We start from the raw sequence: 23737 nt of genomic DNA, 5'->3' as shown, positions 1-23737 counted from the left end.
GTCCCAAAGACATTTGCTGGCCGGATTTCTGCCGTGTATATGGACCGACACTTCACGCGGGAGGACGTGCGGCAGTTGTCCGAGTCGCAACGCGAACTCGTCCTCACCCAGCAGGCCGAGACGTTCCGTCACGCCCAGGAACAGGGCCAGAAGTTCTTTCGGCTCCTGATTGCTGCCTCCGCCCTCGTTCTCGGGCTCGCCGGCACGGAGGTGTACACCGCTATCGTAAACAACGGACAGTTGTACGAGTTGCTGAACTCGCCGCTCGTCTTCCAGAACGGTGTCGCTGCGAAGGCCCCCGAGATTGTCAACGACTCGCTGGCCGTCATAGTCATGTTAGCGATGATTACTGTGGGCCTGTTGTACGGGGCAGGGATGAATACGATTTGGATAATGAAAATCGATAGCCCGCTGCCGACTTCGAGAAGGAGAGCGGTAGAAACCGAGACGGAGGCAGACGCGGAGGAGGACCTGTTAGTGGAGTGGATTCTCGAGAATGATGAGCGCGTGACGGAGGCGCTAATCTACCTGAATCGGTGTTTCACGCTCTTATGGCAGGCTATCGGGCTTGCGTGGATTACAGGCTTCTTGTTCCTCGTGACCATCGTCGGTTGGCTCCCGGCGATGGGCGTGATGCACGTCGTCGTCCTCCTACTTGCCCCATTGGGGTTCATCTACTACGTCATCCGGCCAGCTAAGGTCTTCTGGCAGGAGGATTCGGAGAACGTTCGTGCACGAGCCGAGGAAGCACTGAACCACTGGGCAGACTCCTGGGAGCACGTGGGTCCGAGTGCCACCGTAAAGTTAGCGCTCCTCATGGTACTAAGTTCGTACTGGGGGGAGTCGCTGAACGTCATCACCTACTGGTTACAGTTCACGTAGTCGCCCTCCCCGAGATGTGGGCGTTCTACGCAGTGCGTGTCCGGCGCCGCCTCTCTTGGCATTGCTCCTACTCACAGAGTTCCATCAGGTAGTACAAACCCCTCCCACGTAGTGTCAGTTTACTGAAACGCTTAAACTTCGGCGTGCCGCACGCTGTGTTGCAATGGCAGAAATGAACGCGAGAATCCCGCTCCGGGCGGAGACGCGGGACGAACTTCGGAACTACAAATGCGACGGGCAGACGTGGGACGACCTGCTCTGTCAGATGGCAGAGGTCTACGAGACGGAGGCGCACCGCGCATGAACCCAGAGAATGGATGCCGAGTGGCGGGGGGCCGGTCCCTCGCGAACGACCGCCCGTTGCGACACCATAAACGACAGACGGGACGACGAAGAACCGCCCGATTGCCGTCACACCGAGCGCCGCGGTGTACTACGACACCCGGTGGTATTCCTTCGTGGTGGTCGCACAAAGCCGTTTCGCCCGGTTCGGCGGCCAACGCGACGCATCACGGGGAGGTGCGACCGTGAGCAGTGCGTGGGGCGACCGGAGCGGGCGGTCGTCACTTCCGTCGCTCGCCGGCGAGTTCGAGCGTGCCGCCGCGGAGGCCGAGGCCGAAGACAACCAGCGGGCGGCCGATTCGCTGGTGGTGCTGGCCGCGGTCGTGCGGGGCGAGGACGTGCCGCGGGGGCCGGCAGCGCGCGTGCTCAAGCGGGTGAGAGAGGATGCAGGAGAGCGGTAGTGGGCGGCGGGACCTACTCGGCGGCCTCGCGCACGGCGGCGGCGAGTTCCCGCATGGCGGTCTCGTCGGTCGCGAGTTCGCGGACGAGTGCCCGGGTGGCTTCGGGGGAGAGGTCCGCGAGTGCGGCGTCCCCGACGACCTGCTCGGCGACGCTCGTGCCGCCCTCGGTCCCGAACGTCTCCGCCCACGCGTCGGCGAAATCCCGCGAGTTGTCCGTGTTCGCCTTGTGGTCGTAGAGGCGTTCGCCGATGTTCGAGTCGCGTGCCCACCCGAACACCGACCGGCGCTTGCTCTCGGGAATCGCGAGGTCCTTCGACCGCGTGTAGGCGTAGTGACGCCAGTTGTGGGGGTTCACGGGCACGTCCACGGTCTTCACGCCGGGCATGGTCTTGGTGTTCTCCTTGCGGCGGACGAGCATGTCGCGGGCAGCGTCAGCGTCCCAGTGACTGGTGGGGTCGGTGTCCTTGTGGTTGAGTGCGCCGATGAGCAGGTAGCAGTCCTCGAACTGCTCGGGCACGCCGTCGTATCTGGCGCGCACGTCGTCGTCCCGGAGCGGGTGGTGCCGCAGCCACTCGCGGATGGGGCCGATGTCGGAGACGATGGGTTTGAATCGCCCCGTATACTCGATGGCGTTCTTGTCGCCGTCGCCGTCTATCTCGGGGTTCAGCAGGATGTGCGGAACCTCATCCTCCAGACGGACGTGTTTGACCTTCAGGGTCACGAGTGCGTAGACGCGCTGGCCGGTACCGGCGGCGAGTTCGAGGAGCGCACGGTCCCGGTGCGTGTTCTGCGAGTACAGGCAGGCTTCCCGGAGCGCGTCGAGGTCGGCTTGCTCGGGCATGTCGTCCTCGTCGTATTTCGGGTCCGACCGGTCGGGAAATATGTGGATGTCGTCGGCGGGCCACTCGACGGCGACGGTCGGGCGGTCGTCGCTGACGCCGGGTTCCGTGCAGTAGCGGTAGAACCCGATGAGGGCGGACTGCCACCGTTGGCCGGACGACTTCTGGATTTTGTCCTCGTAGTCCTCGTCCACGAGGCCGTACCGGCGGTCGTCGGGGTCGTTCACGAGGTCCAGCATGAAGTGGTTGACCGTCTCGGCATCGGCTTCGAGGAGGTTGAGGCCGCGGTCGTGGGCGGAGCGCACTGCCGAGAGGTAGATGGCCGCGGTGCCGTTCGATTTGCTCTCTCGCGTGACTGCGCCGGTAGAGGTGGGCTTGGGGGCGTTCTCGTAGTCGTACTCGCGGTCCATGGCGTCGCCGTACGCGAGCACGGCCTCTCGCACGTCGTCGTCCTCGATGTCCTCGCAACGTCCGCGTTCCCGCTCGAACTTCTCGCGTGGATTTTTCGACATTATTCGGGGTCCTCGATTCTGTCGTTCGCCAGGCAACAATATACGTGCTCCGGGTATTCCGGGCGGATGCACCGGAAAAGTAGTGCGATACGGCCCGCGACTGGACCTACTGCACCGCGCTAGTTCGCCCGTAGCGATACGGTGAAGGGAACGCCACCGCAAGGTGCGTGCGTGTCACGGGTCCCTCGCCTCACTCGTGCGGAAGCCGCGGTGTTCACCGCCGGCGTCGCCAGCATGGGGCTGGAACTGCTCGCGGGTCGGCTCGTCACGCCGACCTTCGGGGGTAGCATCTACGTCTGGGGGAGCGTCATCGGCGTCTTCCTCACCGCGCTCAGCGTCGGGTACGCCGTCGGCGGACGCACCGCGAAGTACGCGTCGCCCGCGTTGCTCGTCTCCGTCCTCGCGGCGTCCGCGGCCTTCGCTGCCGCCGTCGTGGTGGGCGGCGAGACGGTGGTCGAACTCTCCGCGTCGCTGCCGATACCCACTCGCTACGCCGCAGTCCCCTCCATCGTCGTCCTCTTCGGCCCCCTGACGTTCTTCGTGGGGCTGGTGAGTCCGTACGGCGCGGAGCTGTCGGCCGCCGAGAGCAGGGGAGCGGCGTCCGGCCGCGTCTACGCGCTCGGCACCATCGGCAGCATCATCGGCACGTTCGGCACGACGTTCGTCCTCATCCCCGCGCTCGAGGTCACCGTCATCGCGGCACTGTTCGGCGGCCTGCTGCTCGTCGCCGCGCTGCTGGTCGCGGAGCCGACGCCGCGGGCCGTCGGCAAACTCGGCGTGACCGCGCTCCTGTTGCTCTCGGCCACTGTCGTCGGCGTCTACGGCGTGAACGTCGGCGAGGACACCCTCTACGAGGACCAGACCGCCTACTCCGAACTCCGCGTCGGGGAGGCCGACGGCGTGCGCACGCTGTACCTCGACGGCGTCCGCCACTCCGCGATGTACACGGACGACCGCGACGGCTACGTCTTCGAGTACAGCAAGTACGCCCACGTCCCGATGCTGTGGCAGGACGACGTGGACCGGGTGCTGTTCATCGGTGGCGGCGGTTTCTCCGGCCCGAAGCGCTTCGCCGAGGAGTACGACGTCACCGTCGACGTCGTCGAGATCGACCCCGGCGTCGTGCACGCCGCCGAGGAGTACTTCGGCGTCAGCGAGGGCCCGAACTTCGACGTCCACGTCGAGGACGGTCGCCGGTTCCTTGAGCAGACGAACCACACGTACGACCTCGTCGTGCTCGACGCCTACCAGCGCGACGCCGTCCCCTTCCACCTCACCACCGTCGAGTTCATGGAGCTCGCCGCGTCGAAACTCGACGACGACGGCGCGCTGGTCGCCAACGTCATCAGCGCGCGTTCGGGTGCCGGTTCGGCGTTCTTCCGCGCCGAGATGAAGACCATGGAGCGGGCGTTCCCGCACGTCTACGCGTTCCCGACGAGCGACACGGACGCGCTCCAGAACATCGAGATCGTGGCGACGAAGGGGCAGTCGTGGTCGCAGTCCGAACTCGAAGCGCTCGCCGGGACCCGGGACGTCGGCGTCGACCTCACCGGCGCCGTCACGCGGTACACCCACCCCAGCGAGGTCGAGACCGGCGACGTCCCCGTGCTCACCGACGAGCACGCGCCGGTGGACGCGCTCCTGCAGGGCCAGGCCGGCAAGCGCTACGTCGTCCGCCAGAACAACACGACGACCGCCCGCGTGGCCCAGCCCGCGCTGTGACGCCACCGTAACGCCTACCACTCGCGCCGCCGAACCGCCGGCGATGCCCTCCAGACGACGATTTCTGTCTACTGCCGGCGTGGTCGGTTCGGCCGCAGTCGCCGGCTGTACTACCCTCCCGTTCGTCGGCCACAGCCGTTCCGTGGCGCTCGGCGAGGACTTCCCTGAACCGGCCGACGCGCCAGTAACCCACGGCTGGCCGCAGTTCCGCCGGGACCGGGCGAACACGGCCTGCGTGCCGGACGCCGACCCGATTCCGGAACCGAGTGTCGACTGGACGTCGCGGCCGCTGTCGATACCGCCGCGAGCGTCGATGCGAACCGTGACGGTGGACGGCGCAACGGTGTACACGGCCGACGGCGCCGCTCAGGCCTTCGACGTCGTCTCCGGGGACCACGTCTGGAGCCAGAACGCCACCGTCCAGGCGAGAGTCGCGCCGAACGTGGTGGACGGACTCGCGTGGGTTCGGGGCGGCGAGGGGGCGTCGACCGCTCTCGCGCTCGATCAGTCGAGTGGCGACGTCGCGGACCGTGTCGACCTGTCCGGGGTGCCGACGTACGCCCCGTCGGTCACCCCCGAGCAGGGGTACGTCGCCGCGCCGACCGGTGGACAGGTCGCCGCTACGATGCGCAATCCCGACGACGGAGTGGGTGGGCGGCCAGACGAGTGGACCCACGACGTGTACGGGCAGGGGTCGTTCAGAGTGGCCGCGACGAGGGACGTCTACGCGGTGTCGTACACCGGGGAAGCGTACCGCTTCACGCAGTGGGGGTTCGTGGGGTGGCGGACCGACCTGGACCGCGTTCCCGCGACACAACCGGTGGTCGGGGCGGACCGGGTCTACGTCGGCATCGAGGAGGGTGCGGTGGCGCTCGCACAGGACGGCGGCCGGGTCGTCTGGACGTTCGACGGCGCCGACGAACTCTCGCGGTCGGGCATCGCGTTCGACGGCGCTCGTGTGTTCCTCGTCGACGAGCGAGCAGTCCACGCGCTCTCCGCGAAGACGGGCGAACGCGTCTGGGTCGAGGAGTTCGAGCACGACGTGACGACGATGCCCGTGGTGGGCGGCGACCGCGTGTACGTGGGAACCGGGAGCGAGGTTCACGCACTATCGGTGAGCGGCGACCGAGAGTGGACGGTCGACGTGGAACGGGAGGTCGGTGCGGGGCTGGCCGTCGCGGGTGGGCGCCTCTACGCCGTGGCGGACGGCGACGGGGAGGGCGAATCCGTGATACTCTCGCTCGCCTAGCCGTCGTAGCTCTCGACGATGGCGACGCCAGAGGAGGCGCCGATGCGCACCGCGCCCGCGTCGAACATCGCCTGCGCCTGCTCGTAGTTGCCGACGCCGCCGCTGGCCTTTACCGGGAGGTAGTCGCTCATCAGTTCGACGTCCGGCACCTCGGCGCCGCCGTCGGCGAACCCGGTCGACGTCTTCACCATGTCCGCACCGGCTTCCTCGGCGGCCTCGCAGGCCGCGTGCTTCTCGTCGTCGTCGAGCAGCGCCGTCTCGATGATGACCTTCACGGGGAGCGGCGTGGCGTCCACGACCGCTTCGAGGTCCTCGCGGACGGCGTCGTGCTCGCCGGCTTGCAGGCGGCCAACGTTGACGACGACGTCGAGTTCGTCCGCGCCGTCCTCGTGGGCGAGGCTGGCCTCCGCGGCCTTCGCGTCGGGTGCGTTCTGGCCGTGCGGGAAGCCGATCACGGTCGCAATCGTGAGGTCGTCGGGGGCGTCGTCGCGGGCCTCGGCGACGTAGCACGGCGGGATGCAGACGTTCATGCCGTACTCGACGGCCTCGTCGATGACGCGCTCGACGTCCGAGAGTGTCGTCTCCGGCCCGAGGACGGTGTGGTCGATGCTCGCGGCGAGTTCCTCGCGGTTCATGGCCGAACCGTGGACGGCATCAGTCAAAAAGCCGGCCGGTGCGCTCCTGGGCGCCCAACTGCTTTTACTCGCGGGTGCCTACGGGCAGGTATGCCCGTACCGGAAGTCGAGCGAACGGCAGAGGACATCGCCGACATGGAGATTCGAGGCGCGGCCTCCATCGCCGAGGCCGCCGCCGACGCGCTCGAGGCGCAGGCTCGCGCCAGCGAGGCGGCCTCGCCCGACGCGTTCCGTGCAGAGATGCGAGCGGCCGCGCGCCGCCTCCGGGACACCCGCCCCACCGCCGTGAGCCTGCCGAACGCGCTCCGGTACGTCCTCCGGGAACTCGACGGCGACTCCGTCGAGGCACTCCGCGTGTCGACCATCGAGGCCGCGGCGTCGTTCCGCGACCAGCTCGAACGCGCCCAGGACGACCTCGGCGACATCGGCGCGAACCGCCTGCAGGACGGCGACACTGTGATGACCCACTGCCACTCGACGGACGCGCTGGCCTGTGTGCGCGCCGCACTCGACGACGGGAAACACATCGAGGCCGTCGTGAAGGAGACCCGGCCCCGCAAGCAGGGCCACATCACCGCGAAACAGCTCCGCGAGTGGGACGTCCCCGTCACCGTCGTCGTGGACAACGCCGCGCGGCGCTACCTCGACGACTGCGACCACGTGCTCGTCGGCGCGGACTCCATCGCCGCGGACGGCTCGGTCATCAACAAGGTCGGGACGAGCCTGCTTGCCGTCGCCGCTCGCGAGCGCGGCACGCCCATCATGGTCGCGGCGCAGACGCTGAAGCTCCACCCGGACACGCTCACGGGCCACACCGTCGAGATCGAGATGCGCGACGAGTCGGAGGTGATGACGGACGCCGAGCGCGCGGAGGTCGGCGACGTCGCCGTCGAGAACCCCGCCTTCGACGTGACGCCGCCGCGGTACGTCGACGCCATCGTCACCGAGCGCGGGCAGTTCCCGCCCGAGAGCATCGTCACGCTGATGCGGGAGCTGTACGGTGAGGGGACGACGGAGCCGTGGGCCGAGACGTAGTCCGACCGCTCGCGGAATAGGAACGTTCTCAAGGCGCGGGTCCGCTCACCCGGTATGGTGCTCCCCGAAGGGTTCGCACTCCCGCCGCTCCCGTATCTCGCGGCCGTCGCCGCCGCGGTGGTCGTGGTCGCCTGGCTGCTCGCCCGCGAGTCACCGCCAGTCGACGAACTGACGATTCTCGCGTTCGGCCCGTGGATGGCCCTCGGGTCGGCGCTCTACGTCTGCTTCCAGCTCCAGCTCTACCCCGAATCCGTCGCGCCCCTCTTCGGCTCTCCGATTGTCTACGCGACGACGTTCGCCGTCGCTGGCGTGACGTGGCTCGCGGCCCGCCGGACGTCCAGCCCGCTCGCCGTCCTCGCGGGCGTCGGCGCCGTCCTCGCAGTTCTCCCCGCGGCCGCCGCGATCAACTTCGGCCTCGAACACGACTCGTTGGACCTCGCGTGGCCGCTGGCCGCCGTCGGCGCCGCCGCCGTCCTCGGCCACGTCACGTGGCTGGGCGTCCGCTACTGGCGACCCGAGGCGGCCCGCCTCACGGGGGTCGCCGGCGCGCTCGCCGTCTTCGGGCACGTCCTCGACGGCACCTCCACCGCCGTCGGCATCGACGTGCTCGGCTTCGGCGAGCAAACGCCGCTGTCGGCGCTCGTCATGGAGTTCGCGGCCCACCTCCCGACGGAACCCTACCTCGGCGTCGGCTGGCTGTTCGTCCTCGTGAAGGTCGTGCTCGTCTCCGTCGTCGTCGTGCTCGTCGCGGACTACGTCCGGGAGGTGCCCGGCGAGGGCTACCTCGTGCTCGGTATCGTCGCCGCGGTCGGTCTCGGCCCCGGCGTCCACAACATTCTGCTGTTCGTCGCCTCCAACCCCGCAGGGTTTTAGCCGCCGGCCGTTGACGTCGGGGGTATGGTTAGAGTCGTCGCCGCCGGCCACGTCAACTGGGACGTGACGCTCCGCGTGGACTCCCTCCCGGAGCCCGACGGCGAAGCGCAACTCGTCTCCCAGCGGCGCTCCGGCGGCGGCAGCGCCGCCAACGTCGCCTGCGCGCTCGCGGGCTTCGACGTCGACACGGGCCTCGTCGGCAGCGTCGGCGACGACGAGAACGGCCTGCTCGCGCGCCGCGAACTGGAGGGCGCGGACGTCGACCTGCGGGGCCTCCGCGTCGTCGCCGACGCCGAGACGAGCGTGAAGTACCTCGTCGTCGACGCCGACGGCGAGGTGATGGTGCTCGGCAACGACGGCGCGAACGAGGCCGTCGTCCCCGGCGACGTCGACGCGGACTACGTCGAGGCCGCCGACCACCTCCACCTCACCAGCCAGCGCCCCGAGACGGCCGCTCACCTCGCGACGGTCGCCTCCGAGGCCGACGCCACTGTCTCCTTCGACCCGGGGAGGCGCCTCGACGAGCGCGACTTCTCGGACGCCATCGCGCTCGCGGACGTGCTGTTCGTCAACGACCGGGAGGCACTGGAGGTCCTCGACGAGCAGGCCTCGTACGCCGAGTCGGCGCTCAGTGATCGCGTCGTCGTCGTGAAACACGGGGCGGACGGCGCCACCGTCCACACGCCCGACTGCTCGTACGACCACCCGGGCTTCGACGTCGAGACGGTGGACACGACGGGCGCCGGCGACGCGTTCGCCGCGGGCTTCCTCGCCGTCCTCCTCGACCACCCCGACGACCACGAGCGCGCCCTCGAGTTCGCCAACGCCTGCGGTGCGCTCGCCGCGCAGTCCGAGGGCGCGCGGACCGCTCCCACCCGCGAGGCGACCGAGTCGTTCCTCGACGGCCAGTTCTGAGTCGCTCGATTCCGAGCCGGCTTTAGGTTCCCCCGGCGCGTACGGTCCCGTATGAACCTGCTCGCCGCCTACCCCGACCGCGTGCTCGCCCACGACGTGGACGGTTACACGACCGCCTTCGAGGGCGACGTGCAGTGTCTCGACGCCGGTCCCGCGGGCACCTACTGCGGCACCGACGACGGCGTCTACCGGACGACCCAGACGGCGCAGTGGCACACCGAAGACGCCTGGACGCAGGTCGCGGCCCTCGGCGACGTGACCGCCATCGCCGTCGCCGACGACGGCGTCTGGGCCGGCACCGCGCCGAGCGCCGTCTACTACGCCCCCGACGGCGAGGAGTTCCAGGAACGTCCGGGCCTCGACGACCTCCCGTCCAGCGATCAGTGGGCGTTCCCGCCGCGGCCCTCCACGCACCACGTTCGCTGGCTCGAACCCACGAGCGAACACCTCTACGTCGCCATCGAGGCCGGCGCGCTCCTCCGGTCGCCCGACGGCGGCGAGACGTGGCTCGACCGCGTCCCGTCGGGCCCGCGAGACACCCACGGGATGACGACGCACCCCGACCACCCGCACCTCGCGTACTCGGCGGCCGGCGACGGCTTCTACGTCACCGAGGTCGGCGGCGACACCTGGCGCGCCGAGGAGGCCGGCCTCGACAGGACCTACTGCTGGAGCGTGGCCTGCGACCCAGCCGACCCCGAACGCCTGCTCGTCTCGGCCGCCCACGGCCCGCGGAGCGCCCACGACGCCGGCAGCGCCAACAGCGCCGTCTTCCGCCGCGACGGCGGCGACTGGGAGCACTGTGACGACCTGCCCGGTCCCGAGGGACTGCTCGCGCCCGTGCTCGCGAGCACGGGTGAGGCCGACGAGGCCATCGCAGCCACGAACCACGGCTTCTACCGCACCGACGACTGGGGCGCGTCCTGGGAACCCCTGGACGGCGACTTCCCCGCCACCCTGGAGTCCGCGCGCCCCCGCGGCCTCGTGGTTCGCTGAGCCGAACCCCCGCCGCCGACGTCAACGCTTTTCCGGGGACCGCCCCTCGCACTCTCCATGAACGCGTGGAAACTCGTCGCGGTCGTGCTGCTAGCCGTCGGCGTCGGGCAGTTGCTCGCCGCGGCGGTGTCCCGGTCGGTCACCGCCGCAGTCACCGCCGCCGTGACGGGGTTACTGTTCGTCGCCATCGGTCTCCTCGCGCTCTACCGGGTGGACACCGGGGCGTCGTGACGGCCACGCTCGCCGTCGGCCCCAATCCCCGCTCTTTTTCTCGCGGGCGTCGAACGCAGTTGCATGGCAAAACAGCCCCACCTGCTCGTCGAGGAGGGTGACGTCCACGACATCGCGCTGATTCCCGGCGACCCGGGTCGCGTCGACCGCATCGCCAGCCACTGCGACGACAGCGAGGTCGTCGCGGAGAACCGCGAGTACAAGGTCGTCAACGCCACCTACGACGGCGTCGACCTCACCATCAGCTCCACCGGCATCGGCTGCCCGTCGGCCGCCATCGCCGTCGAGGAACTCGCGCGCGTCGGCGTCGAGACGTTCATCCGCGTCGGCACCATCGGCGGCCTCCAGGAGCACGTCGAGATCGGGGACATGATCGTCGCCACCGGCGCCGCCAAGGAGGAGGGGACGAGCAAGCGCTACGAGTCCGAAGTGTATCCGGCCGTCCCGGACTACGACGTCCTCACGAGTCTCGTCGACGCCTCGGAAGCCAACGACGAGGAGGTGCACGTCGGCCCCATCGTCAGCGACGACGCGTTCTACAACGAGAGCGACGAGTACGTCGCGGACTGGAACGACGCCGGCCTGCTCGCCATCGAGATGGAGGCCGCCACCGTCTTCTCGCTGGCGCGCCGACGCGGCCTCAGCGCGGGCGCCATCTGTACCGTCGACGGAAACCTCGTCGCGGGCACCCAGAAGGGCGCCGACTCCGACGACGAACTCCCGGACAAGGCCAAGAACAACGTCGCGCGCGCCATCGACATCGCACTCGACGCGGTCGTCGACCTCGCGTAACTGGGCCGATACACGCCGGACCGCGTTCGAGGACCCCGACGTCACCGGGAAAAACATACCTTGGGTTACAAAAACTCGGTGCCGTGAACACTCAAGTGCACCATCCGTGACTGGCCGCGTATGCTCATCGCAGGAACCGGTGACGGGGCCTACAGTGTCACTGGTCTCGCGGGCGGTGGAGACACGGCGGTAGCGAAGGTCCTCGACGCGCCGAGAGTTGAACGTGTCCGCCAGTTCGACGCCGTAGACGGCGTGTTCGCCGCCACGAAGGCTGGCCTCTACTACTCGCGCGACGGGTCGGACTGGGTCGACCTTCGCGTCCCCGAGGAGACCGTCTACGCAGTCGTCGTCTCACCCGACGGAGAGCGAATCTACGCCGGGACGCGTCCGACCCACGTGTACGTGTCGTCCCTGAGCCAAGACGGGCACGTCCGTCCCGAGGCACTCGACTGGAGAGAACTCGCGGGGTTCCGCGACCTCCCGTCCCGTGACGAGTGGGGTGTTCCCCGGCACGACAACGTCGCGAAACTGCGGAGCCTCTGTGCCCACCCGGACTCGCCGGACCGGATCGTCGCCGGTGTCGAACCTGGCGGCGTCCACGTCAGCGAAGACCGCGGGGAGACGTGGGACGAGCGCAGCGACGGTGTGCACGACGACGTCCACAAGCTCTACACCGAACGCGACCGGGTCTACGTCGCCGCTACTGGTGTAGGCCTGTATCGGAGTACGGACGTCGGCCGTTCGTGGACGCGCCTCGACGAGACCGTCGAACAGCGGTACTTCCGCTCGGTCTACTCGCACGACGGGGTCCTGTACACCTCGGCTGCGTGCGTTCCGCCGAACAGGTGGGACCAGCGGGAGGCCGACCCCGCAGTCTTCCAGTGCCGAGACGGGACGACACTGGCGGCTGTCGCGTTCCCGTGTCCCGACGAGGTGGTCGTCGGCTGGACGACAGTCGGTGACGACCTCGTCGCCGTCACGCACCGGGGTACGGTGCTCAGGAGACGAGACGGCGGCTGGACGACTGTCGCCGACATCCAGCCGCCAGACACGCTGCCCGGTCGCTACTGCAATCTCACGTGGTACGAGCCGTAGGCCACCGTCCCGGAGCCACAACACACAACTGCTCGACCCACCGACCGAGAGGGTAATGCTCCCGGAACTGCGCCGACGGCTCGCGGCCACCCGGCGGCGCGTCTCCCGCTTCGAGCGCCGGGAGGTCCGGCAGTTCCGGCGGTGGATCGAGACGACGAGCAACCTCACGCGGGTCTCCGTGCTCCTGTTCGTGCCGTTGCTCGTCGGCCTCGTGACGCTGCTCGCCAACAGCATCGCGCTGGTGTCGTTCCTGCTGTTCCCGCCGCTGGCGTCCGGGACGTACACGCTGTTCTCGGAACCCGAGGGCCGCTACTCGGACCCCGGGAAGTTCGTCGGCGGGATGACCGTCGGCGCGCTCTGCGGGTGGGGCGCCGTCGAGTTCACGGCGGCCTACGTCTACGGGGTACCGACGAGCGCGCTCGGCGTCGACGCCACCGCCGCCGCACTCGCCGTGCTGCTCACCGGCGTCGTGACGTGGCTGTTGCACCTCGAACTCCCGACGGCGTACTCGACGGCGCTGCTCGTGCTCATCACTGGCGCGGCGCAGTTCGCGTACGTCGTCGGCGTCGCGCTGTCGGCGAGCCTCGTCGCCATCGTCTTCGTGGTGTGGCGCGCCCAGTTCTACGAGCAGCGGGCGCGCTACCTCTACCGGACGACGAACGCCGACGACCACGTCATCGTGCCGATGCGCGGCGAGACGGCCCCGCAGACGGCGATGTTCGGCGCCCGCATCGCGGCGGCCCACGACGCCGGCAAGGTCGTGCTCCTGGACGTCGTCGAGGACGAGGACCTCGCCGAGGCCGAGCGCGCCCTCATCCGGGGCGACGAGACGGACGCCGACTACGTCGAGGACCCGGAGACGGACGTCGAGGCGAAGGCCGCCGACGTGTCCGCGCGGGAACTCGAACAGCAGGCGGCGCAGATCGAGACGCGCGTCGGCGTCCCCTGCGACGTGGTGGTGGCGGTGGCCGACGGCGACCCGTCACAGACCGTCCTCGCCGCCGCCGAGGAGACGAACTCCGACCTCGTCGTGACGCCGTTCGAGACCAGTAACGGGGGTCTCTCACCGCTCGTCCGGGGGCTGTTCCGCAGCGACCAGAACGTCGTGGCGTTCCGCTCGGACTCCGAGCGCACCCGCTGGAAGCGCATCATGGTGCCGGTGCGCAGCGCCTCCGACGGCGCGCACGCGATGCTCGACTACGCCCAGCGACTCGCCGCCCGGACCGGCACGATCAGCGCCTGTACGTGCATCGACGCCGAGCGCGACCGGCGGCGCGCGGAGTCGATGCTGGCCGACCTGGCGGAGACGGTCGAGACGCGCTGCGAGACGCGGGTCTCGCGGTCGGACGTCGCGTCGTTCCTCGAACGCAACGACGCCCACTACGACCTCGTCTTCGTCGGCGCCAGCACCGACCGGTCGGCGGCGTCGAAGTTCCTCTCGCGGCCGACCTACGAGCGCGTCCGGGACGTCGAGACGGACATCGCCGTCGTCCACGTCGGCTGAGGCTACTCGAGTTCCGCGGCTTCCCGCGCGGCTCCCTCGTCGCCGTACGCGGACCGCGCGATGAGGCGGCCGCCGATGACTGCGGGGCTGATGACGACGTCCGCGCCCGCGCGCCGGAGTTTCGCCTCGTTCTCGCGCTCGGTGGCGGCGGCGACGACGTGGACGTCCGGGTAGGACTCCCGGACCGTCAGGATGGCCAGCGCGTCCTCGCCGTCATCGTCCGTCGCCGCGACCACGGCTCGCGCACGGTCGACCCCTGCGCGGTCGAGGGAGTCCTCGTCGGTCGGGTCCGCGACCAGCACGTTCACGTCCCGCTCGCGGAGCCGAGCCACCGGGTCCTCGCGGTCGGTGAGCACGACGAACGTGCGGCCGTCCGCGGCGAACTCGCTCAGAATCGGTTCCGTCAGGTCGCCGTAGCCCGCGACGACGACGTGGCCGTCGAGGGACTCTAGGTCGCTCTGTGTCATGCGTCCGAGTGCGCTCGCGAACCGGGCTTCGAGGGCGGGACCGAGCAGTGCGCCGAGTGCGATGGCGAAACTCGCGGTGCCGAGCACGACGACGGACAGCGAGAACAGCCTCGCCTCCTGGGTCGTCGGCGTGAGGTCGCCGTAGCCGACGGTGCTGGCGGTCACGAGCGTGTAGTAGAACGCGTCGAGCATCGTCGAGACCTCCTCGAAGCCGCGCTCGCCGCGGAGGGCGTACGTGCCGATGGTGCCGTAGGCCAGCACGCCGAACAGCGCGCCACCGGCGGCGAGCTGGCTCGTGGTCAGCGAGATGTGCTCGTCGAAGCGCTTGCGGGCGACCGCGAGCACGGGGAACGCGAGGATGGAGAGCACGACCAGCGGCACGGAGTACGGCGTCGCCTGCACGAGTCCCTGGCCGGCCGTCACCGGCAGCAGGACGAGCGTTGAGTACCAGGCGGCGCGGAGGCCGCGGCGCAGCCCGAACGCGCTCATCACCATCAGGAAGCCGGTGAGTGCGCCCGTGAACCCCGCCGTCTGGCTGATCGCCGGGGGGACGTAGGGGGCGACCGGTCCGAAGTTCGCCGTGGGAGCGACGATGCCGAGGATGCCGACGACGACGGACAGCCCCGCGACTGCGAGCGTCAACGCGACCGCTACGCGCCCGGTCACGCGCTCGACGCCCGGCAGGTCCATACCTCCACGGGCGTGGTCCCCCCTCTTAATGGCGGCGGCCCGACGTCGGCACCGAACGGTAGGGTTTTGGCCGCGGCGCGAGTGGGTCGGCGACATGGCTTCGACTCCCGTGCAGGTGCTGCACGGAATCTACCTCGGACTGCTGGCGGGCGTCATCCCGGCGCTCGTGGCGTTCGGGTTCGGGTTCATCTTCCGGTACGTGACCGGGCTCTCGATCCCCGCGTTCGGTGTCGTCGTGCTCGGCGTCGCGCTCGCGGGTGTCAACGGCGGCCTGCTCGCGTTCGCGGACCCGACCATCACGCAGGCGGCGAACTCCACGACGCTCGTGGTGGCGCTACTCGTGGTGGCGCTGCTGACGTTCTACATGCACGCGGTCGGCGACCGCCTCGGCGCGAACCTCCCTCGACGGCTCAGTCTCCGGTCGCTTCGCGACCGCACACTGAGCGCGGACGTGGTCAAATTCGTGGGCAGCGGCCGCGAGGCCACCGTCACGGTCACGGGGCCGGTCCGTGACGTCGAGGGGTACCCGCCGCTGCCGGACGCGCTCCGCACGGAGATCAAGACCCTCGAGTGGCAGTTCCCGGCGGACCTCCCGCTGTCGGAACTCGAGTCCCGGTTCGCGGACCGCCTCCGCTCGGAGTTCGACCTCCAGGAGGCCTCGGTCTCCCTCGACCGACAGGCGCGCGCCAGCGTCGCCGCCGCGCCGCCTGCCGCCGGCGTCTCGAAACGAACGCCCGTCGGGCAGCGCGCGGTCTCCGTCTCGGCGCTCGTCCCGACCGGCGTCGCGCGCGGCGACGAGGTGTCGGTGCTCACGGGAGACGACAACGTCGACGGCACGGTGCTCGCGGCGAACTCCAGCGGCGAGAGCGACGCTGTCGGCGGGTCGGCCGCCGACTCGGAGGACGACGAAGTGCAGGGGACGACCGCCCCGACGACGACCGGTGGCGACGGCCGCGTCACTGTCGCCGTCCCGCGGGCGGACGCCGAACGCCTGCTCACGGCCGACGACGCCCGGGTCGTGGTTCGGGCTCGCGGCACCCGCCGGGAGTACGAACTGCTGGGGCTGCTCAGGCGCGCCGGCCAGCGCGTCCGCCGACTCACCATCCGCGAGGACAGCGAGGTCGCGGGCACCTCGCTGTCCGAGAGCGACGTACGTCACCGGCACGGCGTCGCGGTGCTCGCGGTCCGCAACGGCGGGTCGTGGATCATCGCCCCCCGCGGCGACGCGAAACTGGGGGTCGGCGACGAACTGTTCGTCACCGGACCGCGGGACGCCCTCGACCGCTTCGAGGGGGTGGTCGCCTGATGGCCCCCGTCACGACTGCCGCGGTCGCGCAGGCGGTCGGCCTCACCGTCGTCGCGGCGCTCGTCGTCGTCGTGCTCGCGGCCGGCTTCCGGTGGTACTTCCGCCAGCGCGTCCCGTTCGGCGTGGCGCTGCTCGTGGACGTCTCCGTGGTCACGCTCTACCTCAACACCCGGGTCGCGCTCGGTGAGGCCGTCGCCGGCCGTACCGACGCCCTGTCGGTGGCCGAGGTCGGCTCGAACCTCGCGGTGTTCGCCGCCGCCATCGTCCTCGTCCCGGCCGCGCTCCGCGCCGGCGACCGCATCGGCATCCAGTTGCTCGCGGCCACGGGCACCCGCGAACTCGAGGGCGAGGTCGGCCAGCTCGTGAAAGCCGTCGGGCGTGCGGTGGCGGTCGAACTCCCCGAGGAGGTGGCGGACATCGAGGGGTACGACCCGGTCACGCCCGAGACGAAGCGAGAACTGGCCGGGAAGACGTTCATCTTCCCGCGCCGGCTCACCGTCGACGAACTCGAGGACCGACTCGTCGCCCGCCTGAAAGACGACTACGAGGTCGGCTACGTGGACGTGGAACTGGACGCCGCCGGCACCGTCTCCTACCTCGCGCTCGGGCGGCGGACCGCCGGTATCGGGCCGACGCTCCCGCCCGGCACGGCCGCCGTCGCGGTGCGCGCCGACCCGCCGTACACCGCCGCTGCTGGCGACCTCGTGCAGGTGTGGCGGGCCGACGGGGAGCAGCCACGGCAGGTGACGACGGCGGAGCTACGCGCGGTCAAAGACGACACGGTCACGCTGTCCCTCGACGAGTTCGACGCCCGGTCGATCGCGGGCGGCGACTACCGGCTGCTCACCCTGCCGTACGAACCCGGCGCCGACCGCCAGTTCGCCAGCCTGCTACGCAACGCCGACGAGACGATGACCGTGGTGTCCGTCGGAGCAGGCAGCGACCTGGAGGGGAGGACCGTCGGGGACGTCGACGGCACCGTCGCGGCTGTCCGCACGGGCGACGGGGTCGAGGCGATTCCGAAGGGGAGCCGCGTGCTGGCGGCCGGCGAGACGCTGTACGTCGTCGCCCGCCCGGACGTCGTGCGCCGACTCGACAGCGCGGCCACCGCCCCGTAGCACCTATGGGGGGCGACGGCCGAGTGGCGGGCATGGAGTGGAAGCTCTTCGCGGACCTCGCGGAGGTCGGCGGCGACCGCCACGTCGAGGTCGACGTTCAGCCGGGCGAGACGGTTGGGGACGCCCTGGACGCACTCGTCGACGACCGACCGGCGCTGGCCGACCGCGTGCTCACCGAGGACGGCGACCTGCGACACCACGTCAACGTCCTGCACAACGGGGAGAACGTCCGCAACCTGGACGGCCTGGACACCGAACTCGCTGCCGGCGACGAACTGGCGATGTTCCCGCCGGTGAGCGGTGGCTGATGTTCACCATCGCACACCGCGGGTTCGCGGGCGTCGCCCCGGAGAACACCGCCGCCGCGGTCCGGGCGGCCGCCGACCGGGCCGACGGTATCGAGGTGGACGTCCAGCCCCGAGCGGACGGGACGCCGGTCGTCTTCCACGACCAGCGACTCGACGACGAGGGCGACTCGCGGGGCGTCACCGACGCGTCCGGGTTCGTCTGGGACGCCGACCGGGAGACGCTCGACGACGCCGACGTCCTCGACTCGGGCGAGGCGGTGCCCGACCTCGAGTCGGTCGCCGCCCTCGTGCCACCGGGCGTCGAGTTCCACGTCGAACTGAAGACCCCGGGGAGTGAGGACGCGCGCCTCGGCCTCCCCGGTCCGGGCGCCGCACAGTGGCGCCCGTTCGTCGAGCGCGTGGCGGACGCGCTGGCGGACTGCGAGGCCCCGGTCGTCCTCTCCTCGTTCTTCGACGGTGCGCTGGAGGCCGCCCAGGAGGTGGCCCCGGACACCCCGAGAGCGGCGCTCTGCATCGACACCGACCGGGGGCTGACGCGCGCCAGCGAGTTCGACTGCCGCGCGCTGTACGCGCCCCTGGACGCCGTCGACGCCGACCTGGTCGACCACGCCCACCGCGACGGCCGCAGCGTCAACGTCTGGACCGTCACCGACTGGCGGGACGCCCAGCGGTGCCGGGATGCGGGCGCGGACGGCGTCATCAGCGACTACCCGGGCGTGCTGGACTACGTGCTCGGCGGCTAGGGCCGCTCGAAGAAGTGGGGCGGTCTACCTGCGGTAGTCGCTCGTGAGGTCGGCGGCCATCACGAAGTCGGGTTCCTCGCCGATCTCCGTGCGCGTCACGGCGACGTCGCTCACCATCGTCACGCTCTCGGGAATCAGCACGCGCGTGCGGTCCGCGCCGACGCTCGCGGCGTCCCGGGCGGTAGCGGCGAGCAGATCCTCGCAGGCGGACTGGCTCTCCCAGCCGGCGACGCCGTACTCCACCCACGTCTGGGTGTCGCCGTCGTCGTCCTCGCGCTCGTAGGTGCGGGTACGGAACGTGAACCCCTGCGTGCCCGTGGTGTCGTCCTGGACGACCAGCAGGCCGTCGCGTTCGTCGCGGGCCGCCACGAGGTGGTCGCGGGCGAGTTCCGCGAGCGCCCACGACTCCTCGGTGTGGAGCGCGAGGCCACGGAGGGCGTCGCGAGCGCGGCTCTGCTGCCAGTAGCGCCACGCCGCGTTCACGTCGTCGGTGATCTCGCGGTCGGTAGTGGCGTCGGCGTCTGGTTCGGGGTGGACCCACCGGAACTCCGCCGCGGGGCCGAACCCCGCCGCTCGCGAGTGACCGAGGCCCATGACGTTCCAGCTGAACACCATGTTGCGAGCGACGGTGGCGCCCTGCTCGCGCGCCCAGTCGAAGGCCGCGTGGGCGAGTTCGAGGCCGACGCCGGAGCCGCGGTAGTCGGGGTTCGCGCGCATCCCCTGCACCCACGCCTCGTGCTCGCTGAGCAGGACGACCTGGACGATGCCCGCGACGTCGTCGCCGGTGTCCGCGACGAGCGTGCGCTGGCTCGGGCCGTCGCTCTCGACCCAGCTCTCGAAGACGCGTGGGATGTAGTCGCCGCTGTCGCGGCGGTCGGCCCACGTTTCGCTCGTGAACGCGACCACGTCCTCGTGGTCGTCGAGTTCCGCCTGCCGGATCGTGAGTTCCAGGCTCATTCCCACGGGACGGAGCGCTCGGTGATCTCGCCCGCGATAGGGGTGTGCATCGTCTCGGCGACGCTCTCGGTGTTCGCCAGCGCCCACATCAGCTTCACCTTCGCGGTGCCCGGGAGCATGTCCTCGCCCTCGACGACGCCGGCGTCGAGGAGGTCCCGGCCCGTGTCGTAGACGCGGTCGCAGACTCGCCCCTCGAGACACTGGCTGGTCATCACGACCGTCGTGCCGTCGTCGACGAGGTCGGCGACGGTGTCGACGAACTTCGAGTGGACGTGGCCGAGGCCAGTCCCCTCGATGACCACGCCGGCCTTCCCCTCGCAGGCCTCGAAGAACGCGGGGTCCATCCCGGGCGTGAACTTCACGAGTTCGACGTCGTTCTCCAGGGCCAGGTCGAGGTCGAGTTCCGTCTCGCCACGGGAGGCGTAGGGCTTCGTGTACTCGACACCGCTCGCCTCGCCGGTCGCGTCCTCGCTGGCGACGTCGTAGTCGACGTAGCCCAGGGGCTCCGCGCCGACCGTCTCGAAGGCGTCCCGGCGGCTCGTGTGGTTCTTCCGGACGCGCGTGCCGCGGTGGAGCGCACACCGGTCGTCGCTCGTCGAGGCGTGCATGCAGACCATCACCTCGGCGGCGTCGCTCTTGGCGGCCTCCACCGAGCAGACGGCGTTCATCACGTTGTCCGAGGACGGCCGGTCCGCCGAGCGCTGGCTGCCCGTGAACACGACCGGGACGGGCGTGTCGAGCATGAAGGAGAGCGCGCTCGCGGAGTACTGCATCGTGTCCGTGCCGTGCATCACGACGACGCCGTCGGCGCCGTCCGCGATCTCCTCGTGGACCGCCTCGGCGAGCTCCTGCCAGATCGGCGGCTCCATGTTCTCCGAGAGGATGTTGGCGACGACGCGCCCGCGGTAGTTCGCGCGGCCCGCGAGGTCCGGCACCGCCCGCAGCACGTCCTCGGCGTCGAACTGCGCGGTCACCGCACCCGTCCGGTAGTCCACCGTCGAGGCGATGGTGCCGCCGGTCGAGATGAGCGCGATCGTCGGCAGGCCGTCGTCGAACGCGACCTCGGAGGCCGCCTCCTCGCCACCCTCGGCATCGACGTCGAAGACGCCCGATTCCAGTACGTCCACCGTCGCCTCGTCGCGGTCGACGCCGACGTTGTAGCCGGAGTCGAGTTTGACGACGAGGTGGTCCGGCGACGCCGACGGCAACAGCACGCCCTCGTGGGCCGTTCCGTCGCGTTCGACGCGCACGCGGTCGCCTGCGTTCATGCAACGAAGTTCCGAGCGCGCGGAGGAAAAGGTTGCTACTCGGTGATGCGCCACTCGCCGTCGGTCTCCGCGACGACGCCGCGCTCGCGGAGCGTCTCGAGGACGCCCTCGACCAGCGCCTCCGGCGCGTCGAGGCGCTCGGCGAGGACGGCCACGGTCCGGTCGCCGTCCGCGAGCGCCGCGAGCACGTCCGCGTAGAGGCGGTCGGTCCCCTCGCCGACGGTGTCCGCGAGCCTGTTCTGGACGTCCGCGAGCTGGCCCTGGACCCAGCGCTGGGTGAGCGACAGCTCCCGTTCGAGGTCCTTCAGTTCCTCCAGTTTCGTGGCGAGCTCCGCGACGTCGTTCTCGCGGCGCTCGGCCACGCGGACGGAGACGTACTGGAACTGCGCGAGGTCGAAGTCCGCGCTCGCGGGGTACGCCGACTTCGCGCCGAAGTCGAATGGCGACAGCCGGACCTCCAGGCGGAGGTTCTCGGCGATGTGGAAGTACTTCCTGCGCTGGTCGTCGACCTGCGACTCCACGAGGCCGGCCTCCTCCATCCGGCGGAGGTGGTCGATGACGGCCTTGGGGCTGACGTCGATGTACTCGGAGATCTCGGTGACGTAGCAGGGTTTGCGAGCCAGCAGGCGCAGGATGCGCCGCCGGTTCTCGTTCCCGAGAAGGTCGAGTAGTGCCCCGGAGTCCATGTTCACGCGAAGTTAGCGGCCGGAGCGGATAAGGGTGTCTGCTCCGGTCGAATAGCGCGACGGCTTAAGGGTTGCCCGGAGCGCTTATCACCGTCCGTGCGAAACGTTCGCACACATGTTCGAGGCCTTCTCCAGCGGCTACTACCTCGGACGGTTGTACGTCGAACCCGCGTCAGGCGGGTACGCGGCGATCAACCGCGACCAGCACGAGCTGGTCAACGAGCAACTGTACACCACGGACGCGGGACTCTCCCGGACGGACCTCCCGCTCGTGATGAAACTCGGTGCGGCGCACCTCACCGTCCACGGCGAGGACGACGTGCCCGAGCGAACGCTCGCGGTTCCGGAGGACGTCCTCGAGGACCTCGACGTATCGAACCCACCGACGCTCAGGGAGGTCCTGCTGGCGAAACGCGAGCACGCGGCCCGCCTGCTGGACATCGGCGCGGTGTAACCTCGACAGCGCGTTCCGTAGCCGGACGAAGCGCCGACCAGCGTCCGCTACCTCCGGTCGGCGGTGCGCTCGAATCGCTGGATAGCGTCGTCGCTGCCCGCGACGAACACGTCGTCCCCGGACCGGATCTCGGTGCGCTCGTCGGTGAGGACGCGGCCGTCGCGGGCGACACCGACGACCGTCCAGCCGCGTTCCGTGTTCCCACGCGCTGCCGACAGCGGCGCATCGACGAACCGGTCCGCCTCGGCCCGAACGAGTCGGATCTGTCCCGCGGGGTCCATCACGCGCTCGCCGTGGACCTCCGCGGCGACCAGTCGCGCGGACACCCGCTGGATGGAGAGCACGTAGTCGGCCCCCGCCCTGAACGCCGCGGACTCCTTCTCGGCGTCCGTGACGCGGGCGAGAATCTCGACGTCGTCCGACAGCGAGCGTGCCATCGCCACCGTCAGCAGCGCAGTGGCGTCGTCGTCGACGGTGACGACCAGCGCCGACGCGCCCTCGACGCCGGCCGCCCGGAGCGTCTCCGGTTCCGTCGCGTCGCCGACGACGTCCGCCCCGCTGTCGGCGGACTGGTCGACGGTCGTGACCGGGACGTCCGCCGGGAGCGTGGAGACGGCCTCCTGGCCGCCCTCGCCGAACCCGGCGACGATCACCTGTGACTGCGTCGCCGCTCGCGGCGTCCGTCCGCTGCCCACCTCGTTCTCGAGTTCGTCGACGGAGTGCTCCGGTCCGGCGACGACCAGTACCGTGTTCGGGGTGAGGCGGTCCTCGGGCGACGGTGGGAGGCGCAACTCCCCGTCGAACCACCCTGCGACGAGCGTCAGGTCCGGGTGGCGGGCGACCGGCGACTCCCGGACACTGACGCCGTGCAGCGGGCTCCCCCGTCGGACGAGCAGTTCGCGGATCACGACCGCGTCGTCGGCCGACGGCGCGTCGAGTGCCACGGGCGTCGTCGCCTTCTCGGCCAGCCGCCGACCGATGAGCGCGTGCGGGGCGACGCTCCGGTCGACGCCGACCTCGGCGAGCGCGGCCTTCCGGCGGGTCGACGCGGTGAAACTGACCACGCGGAGGTCCTCGTTGGCCTCCAGGGCGGTGAGGACCACGCTCGCCGTCCTGTCGCCGGCGTCCGTGATGAGCAGCGACGCCCGTTCGATGGTCGCGCGGTCCAGGTCGTCGCGGTCCTCGGGGTCGCCGTTGATCGCCTGGTAGCCGTCGTCGGAGAGCCGCAGCGCCTCGTCCTCGTCGGACTCGACGAGGACGTAGTCCACGTCGAGGGCCTCGAGTTCGTCGAGTAACACCTCCGTGTCGCGTTCGTACTCCGCGACGACGACGTGGTCGTCCTTGCTGGTGAGGCGGTCGTCGAGGTTCAGCGGCGTCCGCTCGAACAGCGGGATGACGAGGATGCGCAGCGTGACGAACCCGAGGACGATGCCGGTCACCTGCATCAGCGCGACGAACACGTTCATCGCCGGCGTCGACCACGGCGAGTCGGCGCCGTACCCCGTCGTGGTCATCGTCTCGATGACGACGTTGAACGCCTGGAAGATGGACCGCGGCTGGTTCTCCAGGTTGTTTATCCCCCAGTAGTAGACGACGGTGAAGATGCCGACGAGCAGGACGAGACCGACGCCGAACCAGAACAAGAGGCGCTGCCGTCCCGTCAGGTCGCGGTAGTGGAGACCGCGAATGTCCGTGAACTCGCGCATTCGATGGTCCT

Annotated in this window: 25 protein-coding genes; 18 read left to right on the top strand and 7 right to left on the bottom strand. The window is 70.1% G+C overall.

Translation table 11 applies throughout. From position 1 onward, the window contains the following. Nucleotides 1-39 precede the first annotated feature (39 nt). From LT965_RS04420 to LT965_RS04410, 3 genes are all read left to right on the top strand, one after another. Nucleotides 40-882, top strand: coding sequence for a hypothetical protein (locus LT965_RS04420; protein ID WP_232702808.1), 843 nt, complete (start codon nt 40-42; stop codon nt 880-882). Between the two features lie 163 nt (nt 883-1045). Beyond that, entirely contained in the window at nt 1046-1186 is a 141-nt protein-coding gene (locus tag LT965_RS04415) for a hypothetical protein (protein ID WP_232702807.1), read from the top strand. Between the two features lie 223 nt (nt 1187-1409). After that, a complete protein-coding gene (locus LT965_RS04410) occupies nt 1410-1625 on the top strand; it encodes a hypothetical protein (protein ID WP_232702806.1) in 216 nt (71 codons plus the stop codon). A 13-nt stretch (nt 1626-1638) separates the two neighbouring features. Here the strand turns inward: LT965_RS04410 and LT965_RS04405 are convergent, their stop codons facing one another. Further along, nucleotides 1639-2976, bottom strand: coding sequence for a site-specific integrase (locus LT965_RS04405; RefSeq protein WP_232702805.1), 1338 nt, complete (start codon nt 2974-2976; stop codon nt 1639-1641). Nucleotides 2977-3210: 234 nt separating this feature from the next. Between LT965_RS04405 and LT965_RS04400 the strand changes: the two genes are divergently transcribed. Then, nucleotides 3211-4698 carry a spermidine synthase gene (locus LT965_RS04400; protein ID WP_432419321.1) on the top strand — a complete coding sequence of 496 codons (1488 nt, stop codon included), beginning with the start codon at nt 3211-3213 and terminating at the stop codon, nt 4696-4698. Between the two features lie 43 nt (nt 4699-4741). Continuing rightward, entirely contained in the window at nt 4742-5947 is a 1206-nt protein-coding gene (locus tag LT965_RS04395) for an outer membrane protein assembly factor BamB family protein (protein WP_232702803.1), read from the top strand. On the opposite strand, the gene deoC is transcribed toward LT965_RS04395, so the two are convergent. Next, nucleotides 5944-6582: a deoxyribose-phosphate aldolase gene (gene deoC / locus LT965_RS04390; protein WP_232702802.1), complete on the bottom strand. Its 639-nt coding sequence runs from the start codon at nt 6580-6582 to the stop codon at nt 5944-5946. The genes LT965_RS04395 and deoC overlap by 4 nt on opposite strands. 90 nt (nt 6583-6672) lie before the next feature. On the opposite strand from deoC, the gene LT965_RS04385 reads away from it, so the two are divergent. From LT965_RS04385 to LT965_RS04350, 8 genes are all read left to right on the top strand, one after another. Further along, nucleotides 6673-7617: a ribose 1,5-bisphosphate isomerase gene (locus tag LT965_RS04385; RefSeq protein WP_232702801.1), complete on the top strand. Its 945-nt coding sequence runs from the start codon at nt 6673-6675 to the stop codon at nt 7615-7617. 54 nt (nt 7618-7671) lie between these two features. After that, the gene (locus tag LT965_RS04380) at nt 7672-8490 is read left to right on the top strand and encodes a DUF63 family protein (RefSeq protein WP_232702800.1); all 819 of its coding nucleotides are present in this window, start codon (nt 7672-7674) and stop codon (nt 8488-8490) included. A gap of 24 nt (nt 8491-8514) precedes the next feature. Next, nucleotides 8515-9405 (top strand): ATP-dependent ribose-1-phosphate kinase, encoded by an 891-nt coding sequence (locus tag LT965_RS04375; protein ID WP_232702799.1) that lies wholly within the window; start codon nt 8515-8517, stop codon nt 9403-9405. Between the two features lie 51 nt (nt 9406-9456). Next, complete coding sequence (locus tag LT965_RS04370) at nt 9457-10401, top strand: WD40/YVTN/BNR-like repeat-containing protein (RefSeq protein ID WP_232702798.1); 945 nt, start codon at nt 9457-9459, stop codon at nt 10399-10401. A gap of 57 nt (nt 10402-10458) precedes the next feature. Beyond that, nucleotides 10459-10632 carry a hypothetical protein gene (locus tag LT965_RS04365; protein ID WP_232702797.1) on the top strand — a complete coding sequence of 58 codons (174 nt, stop codon included), beginning with the start codon at nt 10459-10461 and terminating at the stop codon, nt 10630-10632. A gap of 63 nt (nt 10633-10695) precedes the next feature. Then, nucleotides 10696-11424: a guanosine phosphorylase gene (locus LT965_RS04360; protein ID WP_232702796.1), complete on the top strand. Its 729-nt coding sequence runs from the start codon at nt 10696-10698 to the stop codon at nt 11422-11424. A 120-nt stretch (nt 11425-11544) separates the two neighbouring features. Continuing rightward, nucleotides 11545-12519: a WD40/YVTN/BNR-like repeat-containing protein gene (locus LT965_RS04355; protein ID WP_232702795.1), complete on the top strand. Its 975-nt coding sequence runs from the start codon at nt 11545-11547 to the stop codon at nt 12517-12519. A gap of 55 nt (nt 12520-12574) precedes the next feature. After that, complete coding sequence (locus LT965_RS04350; protein WP_232702794.1) at nt 12575-14023, top strand: HPP family protein; 1449 nt, start codon at nt 12575-12577, stop codon at nt 14021-14023. A gap of 2 nt (nt 14024-14025) precedes the next feature. On the opposite strand, the gene LT965_RS04345 is transcribed toward LT965_RS04350, so the two are convergent. Further along, nucleotides 14026-15180: an NAD-binding protein gene (locus tag LT965_RS04345; protein ID WP_232702793.1), complete on the bottom strand. Its 1155-nt coding sequence runs from the start codon at nt 15178-15180 to the stop codon at nt 14026-14028. A 94-nt stretch (nt 15181-15274) separates the two neighbouring features. Between LT965_RS04345 and LT965_RS04340 the strand changes: the two genes are divergently transcribed. From LT965_RS04340 to LT965_RS04325, 4 genes are read left to right on the top strand one after another with little or no spacing between them, the layout of a single operon-like run. Further along, complete coding sequence (locus tag LT965_RS04340; protein WP_232702792.1) at nt 15275-16486, top strand: potassium channel family protein; 1212 nt, start codon at nt 15275-15277, stop codon at nt 16484-16486. After that, complete coding sequence (locus LT965_RS04335; RefSeq protein ID WP_232702791.1) at nt 16486-17604, top strand: DUF8167 domain-containing protein; 1119 nt, start codon at nt 16486-16488, stop codon at nt 17602-17604. Before LT965_RS04340 ends, LT965_RS04335 begins: the two co-directional genes overlap by 1 nt. Before the next feature lie 32 nt (nt 17605-17636). Next, the gene (locus LT965_RS04330) at nt 17637-17912 is read left to right on the top strand and encodes a ubiquitin-like small modifier protein 1 (RefSeq protein ID WP_232702790.1); all 276 of its coding nucleotides are present in this window, start codon (nt 17637-17639) and stop codon (nt 17910-17912) included. Continuing rightward, a complete protein-coding gene (locus LT965_RS04325; protein WP_232702789.1) occupies nt 17912-18655 on the top strand; it encodes a glycerophosphodiester phosphodiesterase in 744 nt (247 codons plus the stop codon). Before LT965_RS04330 ends, LT965_RS04325 begins: the two co-directional genes overlap by 1 nt. Nucleotides 18656-18679: 24 nt before the next feature. Here the strand turns inward: LT965_RS04325 and LT965_RS04320 are convergent, their stop codons facing one another. Genes LT965_RS04320 through LT965_RS04310 form a run of 3 tightly spaced genes read right to left on the bottom strand, consistent with a single transcriptional unit; the run spans nt 18680 to nt 21566 of the window. Further along, the gene (locus LT965_RS04320; protein WP_232702788.1) at nt 18680-19612 is read right to left on the bottom strand and encodes a GNAT family N-acetyltransferase; all 933 of its coding nucleotides are present in this window, start codon (nt 19610-19612) and stop codon (nt 18680-18682) included. Then, nucleotides 19609-20880, bottom strand: coding sequence for a Glu-tRNA(Gln) amidotransferase subunit GatD (gene gatD, locus LT965_RS04315; protein ID WP_232702787.1), 1272 nt, complete (start codon nt 20878-20880; stop codon nt 19609-19611). Before gatD ends, LT965_RS04320 begins: the two co-directional genes overlap by 4 nt. A gap of 35 nt (nt 20881-20915) precedes the next feature. Continuing rightward, complete coding sequence (locus tag LT965_RS04310; RefSeq protein WP_232702786.1) at nt 20916-21566, bottom strand: ArsR/SmtB family transcription factor; 651 nt, start codon at nt 21564-21566, stop codon at nt 20916-20918. A gap of 115 nt (nt 21567-21681) precedes the next feature. On the opposite strand from LT965_RS04310, the gene LT965_RS04305 reads away from it, so the two are divergent. Beyond that, nucleotides 21682-22020 (top strand): DUF5802 family protein, encoded by a 339-nt coding sequence (locus tag LT965_RS04305; RefSeq protein WP_232702785.1) that lies wholly within the window; start codon nt 21682-21684, stop codon nt 22018-22020. Nucleotides 22021-22067: 47 nt separating this feature from the next. On the opposite strand, the gene LT965_RS04300 is transcribed toward LT965_RS04305, so the two are convergent. Beyond that, nucleotides 22068-23726 carry a potassium channel family protein gene (locus LT965_RS04300; protein ID WP_232702784.1) on the bottom strand — a complete coding sequence of 553 codons (1659 nt, stop codon included), beginning with the start codon at nt 23724-23726 and terminating at the stop codon, nt 22068-22070. Nucleotides 23727-23737: the final 11 nt, after the last annotated feature.

The organism is Halobacterium wangiae (genome assembly GCF_021249345.1).
GTDB lineage: Archaea > Halobacteriota > Halobacteria > Halobacteriales > Halobacteriaceae > Halobacterium > Halobacterium wangiae.
The sequence above is the reverse complement of the archived record's forward strand: the minus strand, read 5'-3'. Positions and strand labels throughout refer to the sequence as shown.

Coding starts and splice junctions, on each gene's coding strand:
- LT965_RS04420 (WP_232702808.1), top strand. CDS start 40: ATGGACCGACACTTCACGCGGGAGGACGTGCGGCAGTTGTCCGAGTCG.
- LT965_RS04415 (WP_232702807.1), top strand. CDS start 1,046: ATGGCAGAAATGAACGCGAGAATCCCGCTCCGGGCGGAGACGCGGGAC.
- LT965_RS04405 (WP_232702805.1), bottom strand. CDS start 2,976: ATGTCGAAAAATCCACGCGAGAAGTTCGAGCGGGAACGCGGACGTTGC.
- LT965_RS04400 (WP_432419321.1), top strand. CDS start 3,211: ATGGGGCTGGAACTGCTCGCGGGTCGGCTCGTCACGCCGACCTTCGGG.
- LT965_RS04395 (WP_232702803.1), top strand. CDS start 4,742: ATGCCCTCCAGACGACGATTTCTGTCTACTGCCGGCGTGGTCGGTTCG.
- deoC (WP_232702802.1), bottom strand. CDS start 6,582: ATGAACCGCGAGGAACTCGCCGCGAGCATCGACCACACCGTCCTCGGG.
- LT965_RS04385 (WP_232702801.1), top strand. CDS start 6,673: ATGCCCGTACCGGAAGTCGAGCGAACGGCAGAGGACATCGCCGACATG.
- LT965_RS04380 (WP_232702800.1), top strand. CDS start 7,672: ATGGTGCTCCCCGAAGGGTTCGCACTCCCGCCGCTCCCGTATCTCGCG.
- LT965_RS04375 (WP_232702799.1), top strand. CDS start 8,515: ATGGTTAGAGTCGTCGCCGCCGGCCACGTCAACTGGGACGTGACGCTC.
- LT965_RS04370 (WP_232702798.1), top strand. CDS start 9,457: ATGAACCTGCTCGCCGCCTACCCCGACCGCGTGCTCGCCCACGACGTG.
- LT965_RS04365 (WP_232702797.1), top strand. CDS start 10,459: ATGAACGCGTGGAAACTCGTCGCGGTCGTGCTGCTAGCCGTCGGCGTC.
- LT965_RS04360 (WP_232702796.1), top strand. CDS start 10,696: ATGGCAAAACAGCCCCACCTGCTCGTCGAGGAGGGTGACGTCCACGAC.
- LT965_RS04355 (WP_232702795.1), top strand. CDS start 11,545: ATGCTCATCGCAGGAACCGGTGACGGGGCCTACAGTGTCACTGGTCTC.
- LT965_RS04350 (WP_232702794.1), top strand. CDS start 12,575: ATGCTCCCGGAACTGCGCCGACGGCTCGCGGCCACCCGGCGGCGCGTC.
- LT965_RS04345 (WP_232702793.1), bottom strand. CDS start 15,180: ATGGACCTGCCGGGCGTCGAGCGCGTGACCGGGCGCGTAGCGGTCGCG.
- LT965_RS04340 (WP_232702792.1), top strand. CDS start 15,275: ATGGCTTCGACTCCCGTGCAGGTGCTGCACGGAATCTACCTCGGACTG.
- LT965_RS04335 (WP_232702791.1), top strand. CDS start 16,486: ATGGCCCCCGTCACGACTGCCGCGGTCGCGCAGGCGGTCGGCCTCACC.
- LT965_RS04330 (WP_232702790.1), top strand. CDS start 17,637: ATGGAGTGGAAGCTCTTCGCGGACCTCGCGGAGGTCGGCGGCGACCGC.
- LT965_RS04325 (WP_232702789.1), top strand. CDS start 17,912: ATGTTCACCATCGCACACCGCGGGTTCGCGGGCGTCGCCCCGGAGAAC.
- LT965_RS04320 (WP_232702788.1), bottom strand. CDS start 19,612: ATGAGCCTGGAACTCACGATCCGGCAGGCGGAACTCGACGACCACGAG.
- gatD (WP_232702787.1), bottom strand. CDS start 20,880: ATGAACGCAGGCGACCGCGTGCGCGTCGAACGCGACGGAACGGCCCAC.
- LT965_RS04310 (WP_232702786.1), bottom strand. CDS start 21,566: ATGGACTCCGGGGCACTACTCGACCTTCTCGGGAACGAGAACCGGCGG.
- LT965_RS04305 (WP_232702785.1), top strand. CDS start 21,682: ATGTTCGAGGCCTTCTCCAGCGGCTACTACCTCGGACGGTTGTACGTC.
- LT965_RS04300 (WP_232702784.1), bottom strand. CDS start 23,726: ATGCGCGAGTTCACGGACATTCGCGGTCTCCACTACCGCGACCTGACG.